The sequence below is a fragment of the Glycomyces paridis genome (assembly GCF_004912155.1).
Lineage (GTDB): Bacteria > Actinomycetota > Actinomycetes > Mycobacteriales > Micromonosporaceae > Glycomyces > Glycomyces paridis.
This window is the reverse complement of sequence record NZ_STGX01000006.1, coordinates 202,675-217,711: the sequence shown is the minus strand read 5'-3', so window position 1 is coordinate 217,711 and position 15,037 is coordinate 202,675. Positions and strand designations below refer to the sequence as shown.

15 protein-coding genes and 1 pseudogene are annotated in these 15,037 nt (G+C 72.4%); 9 read left to right on the top strand and 7 right to left on the bottom strand.

What is annotated here, in order from left to right:
• Positions 1-140 precede the first annotated feature (140 nt).
• The 3 genes from E9998_RS10250 to E9998_RS10240 all read left to right on the top strand — a co-directional run bounded on the left by E9998_RS10250 (position 141) and on the right by E9998_RS10240 (position 3,432).
• Positions 141-1,436: a sensor histidine kinase gene (locus E9998_RS10250; RefSeq protein WP_136529608.1), complete on the top strand. Its 1,296-nt coding sequence runs from the start codon at positions 141-143 to the stop codon at positions 1,434-1,436.
• Between the two features lie 70 nt (positions 1,437-1,506).
• Positions 1,507-2,148 carry a response regulator gene (locus E9998_RS10245; RefSeq protein ID WP_136529607.1) on the top strand — a complete coding sequence of 214 codons (642 nt, stop codon included), beginning with the start codon at positions 1,507-1,509 and terminating at the stop codon, positions 2,146-2,148.
• A 75-nt stretch (positions 2,149-2,223) separates the two neighbouring features.
• A complete protein-coding gene (locus E9998_RS10240) occupies positions 2,224-3,432 on the top strand; it encodes an MFS transporter (protein ID WP_136529606.1) in 1,209 nt (402 codons plus the stop codon).
• A 3-nt stretch (positions 3,433-3,435) separates the two neighbouring features.
• Here E9998_RS10240 and E9998_RS10235 read toward each other — a convergent pair whose 3' ends face one another.
• Positions 3,436-4,401 (bottom strand): helix-turn-helix transcriptional regulator, encoded by a 966-nt coding sequence (locus tag E9998_RS10235; protein WP_136529605.1) that lies wholly within the window; start codon positions 4,399-4,401, stop codon positions 3,436-3,438.
• Between the two features lie 313 nt (positions 4,402-4,714).
• On the opposite strand from E9998_RS10235, the gene E9998_RS10230 reads away from it, so the two are divergent.
• The 5 genes and pseudogenes from E9998_RS10230 to E9998_RS26235 all read left to right on the top strand — a co-directional run.
• Positions 4,715-5,884, top strand: coding sequence for a hypothetical protein (locus E9998_RS10230; protein ID WP_136529604.1), 1,170 nt, complete (start codon positions 4,715-4,717; stop codon positions 5,882-5,884).
• A 20-nt stretch (positions 5,885-5,904) separates the two neighbouring features.
• A complete protein-coding gene (locus tag E9998_RS10225; RefSeq protein ID WP_136529603.1) occupies positions 5,905-6,429 on the top strand; it encodes a SitI3 family protein in 525 nt (174 codons plus the stop codon).
• 104 nt (positions 6,430-6,533) lie between these two features.
• Positions 6,534-7,151 (top strand): DJ-1/PfpI family protein, encoded by a 618-nt coding sequence (locus E9998_RS10220; protein ID WP_136529602.1) that lies wholly within the window; start codon positions 6,534-6,536, stop codon positions 7,149-7,151.
• The gene (locus tag E9998_RS10215; protein ID WP_136529601.1) at positions 7,148-7,603 is read left to right on the top strand and encodes a MarR family winged helix-turn-helix transcriptional regulator; all 456 of its coding nucleotides are present in this window, start codon (positions 7,148-7,150) and stop codon (positions 7,601-7,603) included. Before E9998_RS10220 ends, E9998_RS10215 begins: the two co-directional genes overlap by 4 nt.
• Positions 7,600-8,163, top strand: a pseudogene (locus tag E9998_RS26235) (epoxide hydrolase family protein); the annotation flags it as partial. The gene E9998_RS10215 and the pseudogene E9998_RS26235, both read left to right, overlap by 4 nt.
• Before the next feature lie 204 nt (positions 8,164-8,367).
• Here E9998_RS26235 and E9998_RS26230 read toward each other — a convergent pair.
• The 4 genes from E9998_RS26230 to E9998_RS10195 are packed head-to-tail and all read right to left on the bottom strand — an operon-like array spanning position 8,368 to position 11,122.
• Positions 8,368-8,724 (bottom strand): hypothetical protein, encoded by a 357-nt coding sequence (locus tag E9998_RS26230; protein WP_240037555.1) that lies wholly within the window; start codon positions 8,722-8,724, stop codon positions 8,368-8,370.
• A gap of 18 nt (positions 8,725-8,742) precedes the next feature.
• Positions 8,743-9,402: a maleylpyruvate isomerase family mycothiol-dependent enzyme gene (locus E9998_RS10205; RefSeq protein ID WP_136529600.1), complete on the bottom strand. Its 660-nt coding sequence runs from the start codon at positions 9,400-9,402 to the stop codon at positions 8,743-8,745.
• Between the two features lie 40 nt (positions 9,403-9,442).
• A complete protein-coding gene (locus tag E9998_RS10200; RefSeq protein WP_136529599.1) occupies positions 9,443-10,450 on the bottom strand; it encodes a MerR family transcriptional regulator in 1,008 nt (335 codons plus the stop codon).
• 3 nt (positions 10,451-10,453) lie between these two features.
• Positions 10,454-11,122, bottom strand: coding sequence for a HEAT repeat domain-containing protein (locus tag E9998_RS10195; protein WP_136529598.1), 669 nt, complete (start codon positions 11,120-11,122; stop codon positions 10,454-10,456).
• Positions 11,123-11,254: 132 nt separating this feature from the next.
• Here E9998_RS10195 and E9998_RS10190 point away from each other — a divergent pair, with 132 nt between their 5' ends.
• Positions 11,255-12,394, top strand: coding sequence for an adenylyl-sulfate kinase (locus E9998_RS10190; RefSeq protein ID WP_136529597.1), 1,140 nt, complete (start codon positions 11,255-11,257; stop codon positions 12,392-12,394).
• Between the two features lie 80 nt (positions 12,395-12,474).
• Here the strand turns inward: E9998_RS10190 and E9998_RS10185 are convergent, their stop codons facing one another.
• Positions 12,475-13,683 carry a serine hydrolase domain-containing protein gene (locus E9998_RS10185; protein WP_136529596.1) on the bottom strand — a complete coding sequence of 403 codons (1,209 nt, stop codon included), beginning with the start codon at positions 13,681-13,683 and terminating at the stop codon, positions 12,475-12,477.
• Positions 13,684-14,233: 550 nt separating this feature from the next.
• Positions 14,234-14,857 carry a hypothetical protein gene (locus E9998_RS10180; protein ID WP_136529595.1) on the bottom strand — a complete coding sequence of 208 codons (624 nt, stop codon included), beginning with the start codon at positions 14,855-14,857 and terminating at the stop codon, positions 14,234-14,236.
• Between the last annotated feature and the right edge of the window lie 180 nt (positions 14,858-15,037).

The following is a 15,037-nucleotide window of genomic DNA, read 5'->3' as shown; positions in this document are numbered from 1 at the left end:
GACCCCTGCTCACGGGTGGACTCGCGCCCGTCCCGTCACCTCCCGCAACGGTCCGGCTGCGGCCCCCGACGGGTGACCGGCGCCCGTTCGGCGGTCGCGCCGCAGGTCGCAGCGCCGCCGCCGGGTACGCTTGGGCCACCATGTCGATGCCGGCGAATCCGATCACGCGGCGACTGGCCCTACCCGGCTGGTCGGTCCTGCGCTTCAGCCTCACGGTCGTCGCCGGTGTGCTCCTGGTCGCCGCGATCGTCACCGGCGCGCTCGTCGTGTTCTGGGTCGGCATCCCCTTCGCCGTCGGCGTCCTCCTCGCCATCCGCGTCTGGGCCAACTCCCAGCGGCGCATCATCGGCGAGCAGCTCGGCGTCCAGATCCCCGCCCCCTACCGGACCCGGCCGCGCACCCGCATCGACCAGCAGGCCCTCCTGCTCGTCCGCGAGGCCGCGACCTGGCGCGACGTTTCCTGGCTCGCCATCGACGCGACCCTCGGCTTTCTCGTCAACCTCCTCTACCTCGGCGTCTTCGGCGTCGCCGTCTACTACCTCGTGCAGCCGCTGCTGCTGGTCACCGTCTTCCACTCGGCGCCCATCCCCGTCGTCAACGACTTCGGCTTCTACGACTTCGACACCCCCGCGAAGACCCTCATGCTCGTGCCGCTCGCCCTCGCCTGCGGCGCCGCCTGGTGGCGCTGGGGCGAGCTGTTCCTGCGCTGGTACTCCCACCTCGGCGTGCTCCTCCTCGGCCCCACCGCCAAGGCCCTGCTCACCGCCCGCGTCTCCGAGCTGCGCCTCGCCCGCGACGAGACCGCCGACCACGCCGCCGCCGAACTGCGCCGCATCGAACGCGACCTCCACGACGGCGCCCAGGCCCGCATCGCCGCCCTCAGCCTCACCCTCGGCATGGCCGAGGAGCTCCTGGAACACGGCAGCCCAGACAAGGCCGCCGCGCTCGTCGGCGAGGCCCGCCAGGCCTGCTCCGACGCCCTCGAGGAGATCCGCCAGCTCGTGCGCGGCATCCACCCGCCCGTCCTCGCCGACCGCGGCTTCACCGGCGCCCTTCAGGCCATGGCCCTCGACCACCCTCTCCCGGTCTCCGTCGTCGACCGGCTCGGCGACAAGCTCCCGCAGCCGCTCGAAGCCGCCGCGTACTTCGCCACCAACGAGGTCCTCACCAACATCACCAAGCACGCCGAGGCCACCCAGGTCCAGGTCATCGTCGGCCGCGTCGGCCACCGGGTCGTCATCGAGGTCCGCGACGACGGCCGCGGCGGCGCCGACATCGCCCCCGGCGGCGGCCTCGACGGCGTCCGCCGCCGCCTCGCAGCCTTCGACGGCACCTTCGACGTCTCCAGCCCCGAAGGCGGCCCCACCGTCGTCACCATGGGCATCCCCGCCGCCACCGCCGTCCGCGGGGCCGACCATCCCGCCGAGGCCGCCTGACCGGGACCAGCGCCGACACACCGACCGAACCGCTCGCGCACCGCGCGGCCGCCGACCACACAGGAGCCCGATGGACGTCGTCCTCGCCGAAGACCACTCGCTGCTGCGCGACGGCCTCACCCGGATGCTCGAAGCCCACGACTGCACCGTCGTCGAGGCCGTCGACAACGGCCCCGCCCTCCTCGCCGCGCTCCTGAAGCACCGCCCCGACGTCGCGGTCGTCGACATCAGGCTCCCGCCCACCTTCAAGGACGAGGGACTGCGCGCCGCCATCGAGGCCCGCCGCCACATCCCCGCCCTGCCGATCCTCGTCCTCTCCCAGTACGTCGAGCAGCTCTACGCCCGCGAACTCCTCGGCGACCGGCGCGGCGGCGTCGGTTACCTCCTCAAGGACCGCGTCTCCAACGTCACCGAGTTCATCGAGGCCCTGCGCCGCGTCGCCGCCGGCGGCACCGCCATGGACCCCGAGGTCGTCGCCCGCCTCCTCGGCCGCCAGCGCAACCGCCTCGACGCCCTCACCCCCCGGGAGCTCGAAGTGCTCGGGCTCATGGCCGAGGGCCGCACCAACGCCGCGATCGCCGCGAGCCTGTTCGTCACCGAGAAGGCCGTGGGCAAGCACTCCGCGAACGTCTTCCGCAAGCTCGGCCTCGGCCAGTCCGAGGACGACAACCGCCGCGTCCTCGCCGTCCTCGCCTACCTCGAAGGCAACTGACCGCAGCAGCCGTGACCGGCCTCACTCCGCTTCACTGACACGAGTTGTCAGCGAAGCCGGTGCATCCTCTCGGACATGACGATCACCGCCCGGCCGCGCGCCGCCGCGACCGCCCTGCCGCCCGTCGGCCGCGCCGAACGGCTCCTCCTCCCGGCCACCTTCGCGACCAGCCTCGGCAACGGCATCCAGCTCGTCGCCGCCGCCGTCCTCGTCTTCACCACCGGCGAGAGCGCTCTCGCCGTCGGCTGGCTCTTCATCGCCGTCTCCGTCCCGCCCGCGCTGCTCTCGCTGTGGTTCGGCACCGTCGCCGACCGCTTCGACCGCCGCACCCTCTGCCTCGCCGCCGACCTTGCCAGCGCCGCCGCCGCGTTGGTCCTGCCCGCCTGGATGATCGCCGGGGGCGAACCCGGGCCGGTCGCCTACGCCACGGCCTTCGCGCTGGCGCTGCTCGCCGCGATGTTCATGCCCGCGAGCAACGCGCTCATCAAGGAACGGGTGCATCCCTCCCGCGTCGCCCGCTTCAGCGCCCACTACGAGATGGTCCTCCAGCTCGGGATGCTCCTGGCGGCCTCGATCGGCGGGTTCCTCATCCACTTCGTCGGCACCACGCCGCTGTTCGTGTTCAACGGCGCGACGTTCCTCGCCTCGGCCGCCGCGATGTGGGCGCTGCGCCGGGCACCCCGGGTCGAGTCGGCCACTGTGGAGAGCGCCGCCGACGCCGGCCCGGCCGACGCGCCGCTGGTCCGGCTCGGGCTGCTGTACGCGCTCTGCCAGGTGATGACGATGGTCAGCAACACCACCCTGATCGTGCTCGTCTACGAGGGGTTCGGGCGGGGCGCGGGCGTGTACGGGCTCGTGGACGCCCTTGCGGGACTGGGGTTCTGCGTCGCCGCGGCGCTGTACACGAGGGTGAGCGGCCGGCACGGGCAGTTGCGCACGGCGGTCGCGGGCGGGATCGGATGCGCGCTCCTGTCGTTCGTGCTGCCGCTGCACCTGGCGGCGCTGCTGGTGTGCATTCCGTTCGCGGCGTTCCTGGTCGGGCTCTCCAGGGTCGGGATGCGCTCGCTCCTGCTCGCCGCCGTCCCCGGCCACCGAGCCGGGCGTCTCTTCGGCGCGGTGAACGCGGCGGGCCTGGGACTGAGCGCGGTGATGACGGTGGCCGTGGCGTTCCTCGCCGACGCCACGCACGTGCGCTACGGGTTCTACCTGCTCGGCGCCGTGTGCGCGCTGGTCACGGCGGCTGTGGCGGTGTCGCTGCGGGGGAGCGGCCGCGCTCGGGAGTGACCGTCAAGCGTGGAGGGCCGCGGCCTCTTGCGCGAGGTCGCGCATGAGGGCACGCAGCGAGGGCGGTTCGAGGACTTCGGCGCCGCCGAGGCGGAGGAGTTCGCCGGCGGCGTGGGCGTCGGTTTCGATGGGGATGGTCGCGACGGTCCAGCCGTGCTCGTCGGGGCGCCCGTCGCCGATGGCGGCCACGGTGTCGGCGTCGAGGTTGTCGGCGGCGCGGGCGACCGCGTCGGGGGAGAAGCGGACGAGGGCTTCGCCGAGATAGCGGCGGGCGTCGAAGTCGTCGAGGTGGCGGGCCCACCAGTCGGCGAGGTCGAAGTCCGCGGGCCGTTCGAAGGTCGTCCCGGTCGCCTCGGCGGCGAGGAGGTTCGTCACCTTGTACAGGTGCGCCGGGCCGCCCCCGTTCGCCGCCACCAGGTACCAGCGTCCTCCCTTGAGGACCAGCCCGAGCGGCTCGATCTCGCGTTCGACCACGTGCGGTTCGGCCCAGCGCCGGTAGGTCGCGCGCAGCCGCCGCCGCTCCCATGTGGCGTTCGCGATGAGCGCCAGGAAGGGCACGGGTTCGGCGCGCTGGAACCAGCCGGTGACGTCGAGGTGGAAGAGCCGCCGCGCCTCCTCGGCGCGTTCGCGGTGCGCGGGCGGGAGGGCGGCCGAGAGTTTGAGTTCGAGCGCGGCCAGTTCGGTCTGGAGCCCCAGGTCGGCCGCGGCCTCGGGGACGCCGGTGAGCGCCAGCGCCTCGGCCTCGCCGCGGGTGAGACCGGTGAGCTTGGTGCGGTAGCCCTCCAGTAGCCGGTAGCCGCCGGCGTGGCCGCTCTCCCCGTAGATCGGGATGCCAGCGGCCGCAAGGGCTTCGGCGTCGCGGTAGACGGTGCGCACCGAGACGCCCAGCTCGCCCGCGAGGCGCTCGGCGGTCATGCCCCCGCGCTGTTGCAGCAGGAGCAGCATCGACACCAGGCGTCCCGCTCGCACCGTCCCAGTATCCACCGGCCCGGTCGCCCCGGCCCGCGGCCGTCCGCTACACGAGCGTCCGGCCGGGCCCAGTCCTGACCAGGTATACCAACTGGAGGACTCGGTCGCGCTGTACCGCGAGACCGGCGACGGGGACTTCGAGCGCTTCGGCGTCCTGGAGGCGTTCACCGTCACCGTCAACCGGAGCTGACCGCGAGTCGGTCGGCCCCCGCGCGGGGGCCGACCGGCGGCGGCCCGACGGTCCCGCCCGCTTTCGGTAGGATCGGCCCTTCGAGACGCAGTCGTTGTCCGCCAAGCGAACGGAACCCCCGCCGTGCGATCCCCCCGAATCGGCCCGCCCCTCCTCGTCCTCCTCGCCGCAACCGCTTGCGCCGCCGCAGCCGAGGACCCCGTGCCCGCGCAGGACCCGCCGGACGGCCTCGAAGCTCTCGACGCGCTCGCCGCGGGGGTCGCCGAGGCCGAGACGGCGCTGCGCGTGGCCGAGACCGAGCGCATCATCGAATGCCTTGAGGCCGAAGGCTTCACGACCCACAACGTGGAGTCGATGACCGGCCTCTGGAGCCACAGGGGCCCCTCGCCGAGCGAATCCCTCGCGCACCTCGCCGACCCGGTCGGGCTCCCCGACGCGGCCGAGGCCGAAGTACGGGCGCTCGGCTACTGGCTCGGCTACGCCGACACTTACGGCGACCAGGAGGGCATCGACCGCAACGAGGTCGAACGCAGCACGGAGTCTGAAGAGGACACTGGTGAATGGACGGTCATCGACCTCTCGCAGTTCGAGGCCGCCGGTGCGGGCTGGGACGACCTTCCCGCGATCGACCAGATGGCCTGGGAGACCGCCTACCGTGGCGCCGACTGGGCCGCGACCAGCAAGGCCGCGAGCGTCCTCTCCTCCGATGACTGGGAGGCGCTGGGGCTGCCCGGCGGCGAGTGGGTCTCGGCCGACACCGTGGCCGACAGCCCGGGCGGCTGCCGGGGCGAGGTCCTCACCGGCCTCCACGGCGAGCCGCGCCAGGTCGACAGCGGCTTCGGCTCGCAATGGGTGTGGGGCCCGGCGATCGAACTCGACGCCCGCGACCTCGCCTCGCTGCCGTTCACCGACCTCCCCGAGGCCGACGACCTCCTCAGCTGCCTCGCCGACGCCGGGCACGAGGAATGGGGCTTCTCCGAATTCGGCGGCCTCGACCTCGGCGACGAGTGGCGCGACCGCTACCTGCCCGAATCCGCAGAGGAGACCGCCGACGGCGTGACCGAGTACCGCCAGTCGGACATCACCGACGCCGACCGCGAACGCTACGAGACCGTCAAGGCCGAGGAGTTCGCCGCCGCGGCCGTGATCGCCGAATGCGACGCGACCGCCGGCTACAGCGCCGCCGCCGAACGGCAGTACGTCGACCTGTTCACCGACTCCCTCCTCGACGCCGCCCCCGCCAGCCAGGCCTACCTCGCCGAACTCGAAACGGCGCTCGCCGACCTGACCTGACATTCCATAAGGGAGCAGTTTTGGCCATCGAGTACCGGCTGGACGCGACGCCGTTCATGAGCGCCGCCGCGGCGCTCGACTACTTCGCCCACCGGCTCGGCTGCGACCGCCGGTACGAGAGCCCCGGCTCGCCGGGCATGGCCGCCCGGAGGGAACTCCAGGTCACCGCCATCGAATGCACCGACTACGACGACCCGTACATGACCGCGCTCCTCGGTGTCGACACCGTGCTTTCGGTCGGCTTCCGCGAGTACAAGCGGATCCCCCTCGAAGACGCGGCGGCGGCCTTCGCCGACATGCTCACTGCCGCGGCCGCGTGTTTCGAGGAGTTTCCGCAGGTCCGCGGGGTTCTCAGTTTCCAGGGCGAGAACATCTACCTTCAACGGCTCGACGGTCGCTTCGGCGGGGCGATCGTGCGCAGTGACCGGCTCGGCGACGCCGATTTCAACGTGGGCGGCGTCCTCGACGCCCTCCTTGCCGCCTATCCCGCGCGCGACCTCGGCATGGTCGACGACCTGCTGCCGGAATGGGAGTCGCCCGCCTGAGGCGCCTGTCTCCCGGCGGCCCTCCTTCCGGGTCCGGTGAGAATGTTTGACAGCATGTTGTCAACATGGTAGTGTGCTGTCATATCCGTGAGAGAGGAACCGCCATGACCCGCAACGTGCACGTGGCCGTCTACGACGATCTGGCCGACTGGGAGGTCGGCTACGCCACCGCCCACATCAACAACGGCCAGTGGCAGCGCGAGCCCGGCCGGTACGCCACCCGCACCGTCGGCGCGACCCTCGCTCCGGTCACCACCGCGGGCGGGATGCGCATCACGCCCGATCTCGCGCTCGCCGACCTCGAACCCGCCGACAGCGCCATGCTGATCCTGCCGGGCGCTGGCACGTGGCTGACCGGCGACAACGCCGCGTTCGCCGCGAAGGCCCGCGCTTTCCTCGACGCAGGAGTCCCCGTCGCCGCCATCTGCGGCGCCACCGGCGGCCTCGCCGCCGAAGGCCTCCTCGACGACCGCCGCCACACCAGCAACGCCCGCGAGTTCACCGAGGCGTTCGGCTCCAAGGGCGCCGCCCTCTACCAGGACGCGCCGGCCGTCACCGACCGCGGCCTCATCACCGCCACCGGCATCGCTCCGGTCGACTTCGCGCGCGAGGTCTTCGCCGCGCTCGACCTGTACACGCCCGAGGTCCTCGCCTCCTGGCACAAGCTCTACGGCCTCGGCGACCCCGCCGGGTACTACGAGCTGGTCGGAGCGGACGCGTGAGCGAACGCCAGGAACTCCTGTCCGGCCTGGCGCTCACCACCTTCCGGCTCAACGGGCGCTTCCTCGACGTCGCCGACGCCCTCGCCACGCCGGTCGGACTCACCGCCGCGCACTGGCAGGTCCTCGGCGCCGTCCTCGAAGCGCCGCTGCCGGTCTCCGGCATCGCCCGCGCGATGGGCATCACCCGCCAGAGCGTCCAGCGCATCGCCGACCTCCTCGCCGCCAAGGGCATGGTCGAGTACCGGCCCAACCCGGCCCACCGCCGCGCCAAACTGGTCGCGCCCACCGCGGCGGGACTCGAAGCCGTGCACCGGATCGACCCCGCCCACGCGGCCTTCGCCGACCGCCTCTGCGACACCATCGGCGACGTCCGCGCCGCCGCCGCCCTCGAAGCCCTCCGGCTCCTCGCCGACACGCTCGACGCCCTCGAAGGCGAAGCGCAAGGCACGTGAACGGCGCCGTGCCTTTCGAACTCCACATTGATCAGTCCGAGCTCGACGACCTGCGTACACGACTGCGGCGCGCCCGCTTCGCCGAGGACCTGCCCTCGAACGGGGCATGGGACGTGCCGCTCGCGCGCCTGCGCGACCACATCGGGTACTGGCGGGACGGCTACGACTGGCGGCGGCACGAAGCGGCCCTCAACGCGCACCCGCAGTACCGCATCCGCATCGACGGCATCGACCTCCACTATGTACACGCGCGCTCGGAGACTCCTGGAGCGTTCCCGCTCCTGCTCCTTCACGGCTGGCCGATGTCGGTCTTCGAGCACCTCGACCTCATCGCGCCGCTGACCGAAGGCGACCCGGCGTTCGACCTGGTCATACCCTCGCTTCCCGGTTTCGGCCACTCCGGGCCGATCCGCGAGCCCGGCTGGGACCGGGGCCGCACCGCCCGCGCGCTCGCCCACCTCATGGCCCGCCTCGGCCATCGGCGCTACGGCGTCCACGGCAACGACATCGGCGGCGCGATCGCGCTCGAACTCGGCCGCGCCGACCCCGTCCACGTCACCGCCGTCCATGTGACACAGGTGTTCTCACTGCCCTCGCCCGACCGCCGCGAGGTCGCGGGCCTCGGACCCGACGACCTCGCCCGGCTCGAACGCACTGAGCGGTTTTTGCGCGATTCCGGCGCCTACCTGGCCATGCAGGCCACCCAGCCCCAGACCCTCGCCCACGCCCTCGCCGACTCGCCCGCCGGGCAGCTCGCCTGGAACCTACAGCTCTACGACGGCGTCACCGACGACTACGCCCTCACCCACACGACCCTGCACTGGCTCACCAACACCGCCGGAACGGCCGCATTGACCGGCTACCGCGAACCCCGCCTTGCGCACCGGCCCCTCCCGCCCACGACCGTCCCGCTCGGCGTGTCCGTCTTCGACGGCGACGTGTTCGAGTCGATCCGCCCGCTCGCCGAACGCGACCACGCGAACATCGTGTTCTGGAAGCGCCACCCGCGCGGCGGCCACCACCCCGCCCACCAGGTCCCCGAGACCCTCGCCGCCGACCTCCGCGAACACTTCGCCCACCGGCGCGAAACGCCGGTGGACTGCGGCGGCACGGACCTTCAAGGCGGTCCTCGCGCCGGCTTACATCGTCTCGCAGCGCTCGCGCAGGATCGGGACGCCGTCGCCTTCGAGCTCGTCGCAGTAGGCCGATCGTCCGGTCATCGCCATCGTCAGGGCCAGCGTCGGCCCGGTGACCACGGGGCCCGCGCCCGTCTCGAAGGGGCCGTCGTCGGCGACCAGGCGCAGGCCGGCCACACGTTTCTTGGCGACCACCACGAAATCCGACCGGCTGTAGTACCCGGCCAGCAGGGTCACCGTCTCGATCGGGTAGGCGCGTGCGATGCCCAGCGGTCGGCGGACGTCCTCGCCGTGGACGATCGTCTCGCCGAGCAGCGGCTTGAGCGGGATCGCGTGGGCGGTGCTCGTCGTCGCCCGCTCGAACAGTTCCAGCGTCTCGGCCGGGTTCCGGCCCTCCTGTTCGGCCAGGCGCATCGCGACCATCTTGTCGAAGTCGAAGCGGCACTTGACCACCCCAGCCATCCACCGGCCCCAGCCCAGGCTCGCGCCCGCGGTCAGGTGCGCCACCACCTGCCGCACGGTCAGCCCCTCGCACAGCGACGGCGTCCGCCAGCGCTCGTCATCGATCCCGGCCAGATCGCGGGCGAGCGCGGCACGCTCGGCGTGGATCAGCTCCCACATCCGCCGTCGGGTCGGGGTGCGGGGTGCCGCGGCATCGGCCATGGGTCTCGTCCTCTCTCAGGGTTCGAACGCGGACACCCATTCAATCGCGAGCGCGTTCTCGCGCCGCGATCATGTCCGCCAGGGCCGCCGCCGTCCTCGCCACGGCCCGGTCCTCGTCCGCGGCCCAGCGCCGCAGCTGCGGCACGGCCGTCTCGGCCGGGAGTTCGGCGAGCGCCTGGACCAGGCGCAGCCGTTCGGCCGCGCTCCTGCCCGGCGCGGCGAGCTCGGCCGCCAGGTCGTCCGCGATCCGTTCCGCCGCTTCGTTTCCGATCGCCAAGGCCCGCAGTGTCTCGGCGGCCTCCACGTCGTTGGCCCCCTCCACCACGAGTCCGATGAGGACCGGGGTTGCCTCGGCCTCGCCCCGCCTGCCCAGCGTCAGCGCCGCGTGCGCGCGGACCGCGGTGTCCGGGTCGGCGAGGGCCTCCTTGAGGGCGCCCTCCGTTCCGGGGAGTTCGGCGAGCGCCTGCGCGGCGCGCCTGCGGATCTCGACGTCCGTCGAGGCCAGGCCCGCCGCGAGTCCCTCGGCGACGTCCTGTTCGGACCGCGCTGCGGCCCAACGCAAGGCTCCCGCCACGTTCGGGTCGGACTCGGCGAGGATCGCCTCGGCCAGCACGTCGCCCGGGGCCTGCGCCTGCGGCGCCAGGACGGCCTGCTGGCGCCGGGCGGCGCTGGGCGAGCCGAGGCCTTGCAGGAGTTCGACGATGCCGAGCACCTCTTCCCATCCGTCCGGTGCCGAGGCGTCGACGGCGCGCAGGCGCCGGAGCAGTTCCCGTTCGCGTTCCAGCCGTGCCTCGGTGGCCTCGATGAGGTCGCCGATGAGCGCTGAGGGCGCGAAGGCGGGGTCGTCGAGGACGCGTCCGATCTGGCGCAGCGACAGGCCCAGGGTCCGCAGGCTCTCGACGTGGAAGATCCGGCGTATGTCCACTTCGGCGTATTCGCGATAGCCGCCGACGGTCCGGCCGGTCGGGCGCACGAGGCCGAGCGAGTCGTAGTGTCTGAGCATCCTGGTGCTCACGCCGGAGCGGCGCGCGACCTCGCCGATGAGCACCGGTCAGCCCTCGCCGCCGAGCGCGATGATGCGCTTCGCGTGGTCGACGCCGAGTTCGAAGCTCGCCTCGGGGTCGCGCATGAGCCGCTCGGTCGCCTCGGCGTGGGCGCGCACCGCGGCGTCGCCGCTCGCCGCGGCCGCCCGCAGAACCGGTTCGGCCGGTTCGCCGAGGGCCGCGAGCGCGCGGCTCAGGCTGAGGTGCACCTCGCGGTCGCCGCGTCCGAGCTGTGAGACGAGTTCCTCGGCGAGGGCGGCTTCGTGCCCTTCGGGGACGAGTGCGACGGCGGCGCGCCAGGCGGCTCGGGCGACCTCGTCGTCGGGGTCGCGCAGCAGCGACGGCGTGACGGCGGGCCAGGCGGCCTGGTCCCCGATCTTGGAGAGCGTGTGGAGCGCCTGGCTCCGGGCCTGCGAGGCCCCGGTGCGCAGCTCGGCGAGCAGCTTCGGCACGGTGAGCGCGGACGGCAGCCGCGTCAGCGCCCAGGTGAGCATGTCGCGGACGTAGAAGTCCGGTTCGACCGCGCTGCGGGCGACGAGCGCGTCGGCCAGCGCCGGGTCGGCGTCGGTGCCGATCGCGAGCGCGGCCTTGAGCCGCGCGGACGGCTTCTCGGCGGCGAGCGCCTCGATCAGCCTCGTGACCTGCGGGTTCGTGTGTGCGGTGTTGACGGGGACCACCTCCTTGAACCCAGTAAAGACCTTGTCACCGTGTCAAGGTCAAGTCTGAGCGAGAATGTCCGCCGTGCGCTCGGTCTCAGACCGCGACAGAATGCGATTGCCGGAGCGCCCGCGGGCCCCTACGCTCGCCTGATGGCATCCCTCCCCTTCCTCTGGCTCGCCGGCGCGGCCGGCTCCGGCAAGACCACGACCGCTTGGGCGCTCTTCGACCAGCTCGCCGCCGAAGGCGTTCCCGTCGCGTACGTCGACGGCGACCAGGTAGGCATGGCCTACCCCGCCGGGCCCGGCGACCGGGACGACGAGCGCGTGAAGGCCCGCGGGGTCGGCGCGGTCTGGCCCGGCTTCCGCGACGTCGGCGCCAGGTGCCTCATCCTCTCCGGCGGTGTCGGCTCCGCGGCGATGGTCGCCGAGTACGCCGCACAGGTCCCGGACCTCGACCTGACGCTCGTCGAACTCACCGTCGGCTCGAAGGAGCGCCGTGAGCGGCTGATCGGACGCGGTTCGGAGGAGCTGGCCGAACCCGCCGACGCGCGAGCGGCGGCGCTCGAACGCGACCCGATCACCGAGCTGCGCATCGACACCGGAGGACGATCGGTCGCGGAGGCGGTGCGGGCGGTCCGCGACCGCATCGGCGACTGGCCCGGCCCGGCGGCATCCGACGACACCCCGATCGAAGCCCCGAGAGAGACGCCGCTCCCCAGCCCCGGTGAGCGGGCGCCTATGACGTGGGTCTGCGGCCCGACCGGCGTCGGCAAGTCCATGGTGGCCTTCGGGGTCTTCCTGCGGCTCTTGAACGCGGGGGTGAAGGCCTCGTACGTCGACCTCGCACAGATCGGCTGGTCCCGCCCCTCCTCTGAGGACGACCCGGACGGCCACCGGCTCAAGGCCCGCAACCTCGCCGCCTTGTGGCGGACTCACCGCGAGGCCGGATCGGAGCACCTCGTCGTCTCCGGCGCCGGCGGGGGAGCGGCCACGACGCGGCACTACCTGGACGCCCTACCGGACTGCGAACCCGCGATCTTCCGTCTCGACGCCCGCCCCGAGACGCTCGCCGAGCGGATCCGGATGCGAGGCAAGGGCATCGGCGTCGAACTCCCCGGCGACGACCTGCGCGGGCTCGATGAGGAGACCCTGGAGCGCCGCATCGCCGCCGCGCACGACGAAGCGGCCCGATTGGAGAACGACCGGATCGGCGACCACCGCATCGACACGAGCGACAGGAACCCCGACCAGCTCGCCGACGACGTCACGGCCCTGATCCGGCGCCGTTGAGCGGAGCCGAAGCGGCCGGGCTCGGCCGAACCGAGTAGACGGCCCAGCGGCGCCGGGGCCCAGGCCCCGGCGCCGAGCCGTCAGAGGAGTGCCGTGAGCTGTTCGACCGTCACGGCAGGCGCGGCCGTGTCGGTGCCGCAGAGCGCCGCGGCGATGAACTCGTCCTGAGTGCGTTGCAGCTCATCGGGATCGACCGTGCCGTGCGAGTTGTCGAGGTTCCAGGTCAGCGTCACCTGACGCTGTCCGTCCAGCGAATGGAACGAATAGGTGGTGTGGCCGACGCCGCCGCCGGTGTGCCCCATGAACATCTCGTCCGGATCGCCGGGGCAGCCGGGCTTGAGGCCGACGAAGCCCAGGCCGTAGTCGAAGCTCCAGGGCGTCGCGCGGAAGTCCACGGCCTCGGCGAACTGCTCGGCCGTCAGCAGCGTGCCGTCGGCGGCGGCCCGGTAGAAGGCGTTGACGTCGTCCACGTCGGCGACCACGGAGCCGCCGGCCCAGAACACCGAGTGGGAGAAGCCGGTGGTGTCGAGGTAGGGCCGCGACGGGTCGCCCGTCGTGATGTACGGCGTGGTGTGCGGGCCGTGGAAGCCGGAGCTGTTCGCGCGCGGGAAGTAGGCGTCGTCCATGCCCGCCGACGCGAAGACGCGCTTCTTGAGCTGGTGCCGCAGCGAGTCGCCCGTGAGATCCTCGATGAGGAGCCCGAGCACGAGGTAGCCGGTGGTGGAGTAGGACCAGCCCTCGCCCGGCGGGAACAGGAGCGGCCCCTCGGTCGCGAGCGCGATGAGCTCCTCGGCGCTGTGGTGCTCTTCCTGGTGCGCTTCGAGGTCGGCGATGCTGCCCTCGCCGAGCGACGGGTAGAGCTTCCAGAAGTACTCGCCCAGGCCCGCGGTGTGGCCCAGGAGCTGGCGGATCGTGATCTCCTCCTCGTACGGCAGGACGCCGGGGAGGTGGTCGGCGATCGGGTCGTCGAGGTCGAGTTCGCCTTCGGCCTCGAGCTGGAAGACGATGACGGCCACCATCGACTTGGTGAGGCTCGCGATGCGGACCAGGTCGTCGCTCCGGGCCTCGTCGTCGCCGTCGACGGTCCGATTCCCGGCCGCGCCGGTCCACGAGTCGTCGCCGTCGGCGACCGCCGCCAAGGCGGCGTAGTCGCCCACGGCCGCATAGGCCCGGAGCTTCTCCTCAAGGAGCTCGTCGTCCAGCGACGAACCGTGCGCGTTGGCAGAGGCGTTGGGGGACAGAATGATTGCGAGAGCGGCGAATGCCGCCACGGGTGTTCGAGTTCGCATCTGACGACCCTAGGGGAAACCGGGCCTGAAGTGAACCCCGTTCCGCAAGCCGTCCAAGGCGACTCTGCGAGGATGCGCGGAGGCAGGGGCGTCTCGCCGCGGCGACAGCGGGTCCGAGATCCGCTCACCGACGGCTCGCATCCCGCTCGCCTCTCCCGGCGACCGGCGAGGACTCCTCGACGCCGACGCACCCTCGTCCGTCGAAAGGCACCGCCCATGGCAGGCCCCAGTCCCGAGCAGATCGACCACTACCTGCGCCTGTTCCAGGATGCCTGGTTGCCCGAGTTCTTCGGGGAGTCGTTCTGGTGGACCGTGGTCCGCCCGCACGAAGGGCGCCTCGGCGCCGAGGCGGTGGCGCGCAGGCTCGGCGCCGACCCCGCCGCGACGACCCGCGTGCGCCCCAACGGGGCGTCGGGGCGTCGGGGCGTCGAGCGACCGGCGTCGGGTATCGGCGGTGACTGGCGAGGGGTCTCAGGGCGTCGGGGACGGGCCGGACGCACGGTGTCCGGCCCGTCCCCGACGGGTCTTCAGCGGAATGTGACGGCCTCGTTCAGACCGCCGCCAGTTCCGCCAGGTTCTCGTATGCCGCGTCGAAGTGGGCCATGGCCTTGTCGAGGTCGGCGTTCTTCGGGTCGTTCAAGGCCTGCTGCATGAGGGCGGTGCCCTCCGCGAGCTCCTTGCCGAGCCCCGTGAGCCACGGATGCGGGTCGGGCTCGAAGTACTCCTTGCCGTTCTCCACGTCGACCCAGCCGACCCGGTACAGCTCGGCCGGGTACTTCTCGACCACGGCGGCCGCTTCGAGGAGCACCTCGGTCGCCTGGGCGCGCAGCACCTCGGCGAGTTTTTCGTCCTTGGTCAGGTGCGATTCGGCGAGCAGGCCGAAGCCCTTGCCCAGGAGCGCGTCGAACTCGTGCAGGACCGCGGGGTCGACGTAGTCCTTCCAGAAGTCCAGTTGGGGGTCGCACACCCAGCACTCGGGCGGCCACGGGTTCTTCGGCCCCAGGACGGGGACTTCGATCCAGTAGCAGTCCCAGATGGTCGTGCCCCAAGGGGTCTCGCCGACGGGGAAGCAGACGCGCATGTAGTTGCCGCCCGCCTGCGCGGGCGTTGGGATGACGAAGATCGCGGCGGCGACGAGCGCGACCGCGATCAGGAATCGTTGGACGAGGCGCATGGGCACTACTCCTTGACGAAGGGTTCGGTCCGCCTCAGTATCGAGTCGCGCGACCGCGCCCTGGGTCCCCGAACCGCCGTGACCTGCGACGGCAGCGTCCTAATGGGACTCCAGGCGGGTACGGCCGCGTTTGCCCGGCCGGTCGGAGGTCGAAGTTGGCACGCGGTGTGCCACCATCGT

Bases quoted from the DNA above. Each gene is read 5' to 3' on its own strand.
- E9998_RS10205 (WP_136529600.1), bottom strand. From the start codon at position 9,402: ATGGCCGATGCCGCGGCACCCCGCACCCCGACCCGACGGCGGATGTGG.
- E9998_RS10220 (WP_136529602.1), top strand. From the start codon at position 6,534: ATGACCCGCAACGTGCACGTGGCCGTCTACGACGATCTGGCCGACTGG.
- E9998_RS10185 (WP_136529596.1), bottom strand. From the start codon at position 13,683: ATGCGAACTCGAACACCCGTGGCGGCATTCGCCGCTCTCGCAATCATT.
- E9998_RS10245 (WP_136529607.1), top strand. From the start codon at position 1,507: ATGGACGTCGTCCTCGCCGAAGACCACTCGCTGCTGCGCGACGGCCTC.
- E9998_RS10180 (WP_136529595.1), bottom strand. From the start codon at position 14,857: ATGCGCCTCGTCCAACGATTCCTGATCGCGGTCGCGCTCGTCGCCGCC.
- E9998_RS10190 (WP_136529597.1), top strand. From the start codon at position 11,255: ATGGCATCCCTCCCCTTCCTCTGGCTCGCCGGCGCGGCCGGCTCCGGC.
- E9998_RS10250 (WP_136529608.1), top strand. From the start codon at position 141: ATGTCGATGCCGGCGAATCCGATCACGCGGCGACTGGCCCTACCCGGC.
- E9998_RS10240 (WP_136529606.1), top strand. From the start codon at position 2,224: ATGACGATCACCGCCCGGCCGCGCGCCGCCGCGACCGCCCTGCCGCCC.